General features: G+C 76.7%; 1 protein-coding gene. It reads right to left on the bottom strand.

Annotation, left to right across the window (positions count from 1 at the left end; translation table 11 throughout):
* The coding region (locus AB8A24_RS43255; protein WP_369479242.1) for an ATP-binding protein at positions 1-1,449 on the bottom strand (1,449 nt) is incomplete at its 3' end.
* Positions 1,450-1,757 lie beyond the last annotated feature (308 nt).

Genomic DNA, 1,757 nt, shown 5'->3' on the forward strand with positions numbered 1-1,757 from the left:
CGATGCGGGGGCGGGGTGCGGCTCGGGGTCGTGGGGGGCGGGGTCGTGGGGGGCGGGATGGTGCGGGGTGGGATCGTGCGGGGTGGGATCGTGCGGGGCGGCGGCCCCCGGGCCCCCGGACGCCTGCCATCCCTTGGGCGGGGGCGTCGGCAGGGGCCTGCGTACCGGCTCCAGCGGTGGCGTCGCCGCCCCCTGCCCGGTCCCCCACGAGGTGGCCCGCGAGCCCCCCGCCGCGTCGGCCGCGGTGGGCGCCTCCGCGCCCAGCAGCTCCTGCGGCAGGACCAGCACGGCGAGCACTCCGCCGTAGATGTTCGACTTGAGCTCGACGGCGATCCCGTGCCGGCGGGCCAGCGCCGACACCACGAACAGGCCGATCCGACCGTCCGCCAGCAGGTGCCGGACGCTGATCTGGTCGGGGTCGGCGAGCAGGGCGTTCATCCGGTGCTGTTCCTCGGCCGGCATGCCCAGTCCCCGGTCCTCCACCTCGACGGCGATCCCGGCGGTGACCCGCTCGGCCCGCAGCACCACATCGGTGTCGGGGGCGGAGAAGACCGTGGCGTTCTCGACCAGTTCGGCCAGCAGGTGCACCACGTCCGCGACGGCGTGCCCGCGCACGCTGCCGCCGGTCGGGGGCACGACCTTGACCCGGGTGTACTGCTCGACCTCCGCGACCGAGGAGCGGAGCACCTCGCTCAGGTCGATGGGCCTGGTCCACTGACGACGGGACGCGGCGCCGCCCAGTACGGCGAGGTTCTCGGCGTGGCGGCGGATCCGGGTGGCGAGGTGATCGACGTGGAAGAGCTCCTTGAGCAGGTCCGGGTCCTCGACCGTGTCCTCCAGCTCGTCCAGCAGCGAGATCTCGCGGTGCACGAGGGACTGGAGCCGGCGCGCGAGGTTGACGAAGACCTCGACCTTGCGCTCGGTGTCGGTCGGGGCGGCGGGGCCGGCCAGCCGCAGGAGGGTCGTGTGCGCCTCTTCGCGGGCGCCGCGCAGCTCCTGCGAGAGCAGCCAGAACTCGTCCATCCCGGCCGGGTCCCCGCCGGGCGGCGGCGTGCTCGGTCCACCCCGCACCGGCCGGGGCGGGGTCTCGCCCCGTTCCAGCCGGTCGGCGGCCGTGCGCAGCTCGCCCCGGCCGCGCACGCTGGAGCGGCGCAGCGCCTCGCACCGGTCCCGTACGGCCTTGCCGGCGCGCTGGGCCCCGAGCAGGGCCGCGGCGAGGGCGCCCACCACGAGGAGGGCGCAGCCGGTGAGCACCGGCCACAGCCGGGCGTCGCGGTCGCCGGCTCCCCCGCCGAGCTGGAGGGTGAAGATCACCGCGGCGGCACCGCTGAGCGCGGCGGCCAGCGTGGGCAGGACGGCGGCGCGCACCAACAGGGGGCGTATCTGCCGGCTGGGACCGGTGACGGCGTGTCTCGACGGTGCGTGGCGGGCGGCGCGGAGTCCGGACATCTGCGTCCTCGGTACGTGGGGCCCGGCCCCCAGCGTTCCCGGGGCCCGGTGTTGATCACCGAATACCCACGCTAGACCCCATCGCAGCACCCCGGACGCCCAGTTGGCGAACTTCGCGGGGGTGCTTCCCGCTCCCGGTGGAGCGCTCGTACAGCAGCCCGAATGCGCCGGTCAGGCCCTGGGGACCGCCCCGGCGCCGCCCCGCGGCAGCCGGGTCGACCGCGCGACCCGCGTCGACCGGTCCGCACGACCGTCGGGCGCCCCGGCGGGCCGGGGCGGGCGCGCCCTCCGGCCGGACCGTGCGCTAC

Origin of the sequence: Streptomyces sp. BF23-19 (genome assembly GCF_041106355.1) — a bacterium.
In the GTDB taxonomy this organism is placed as follows: Bacteria; Actinomycetota; Actinomycetes; order Streptomycetales; family Streptomycetaceae; genus Streptomyces; species Streptomyces virginiae_A.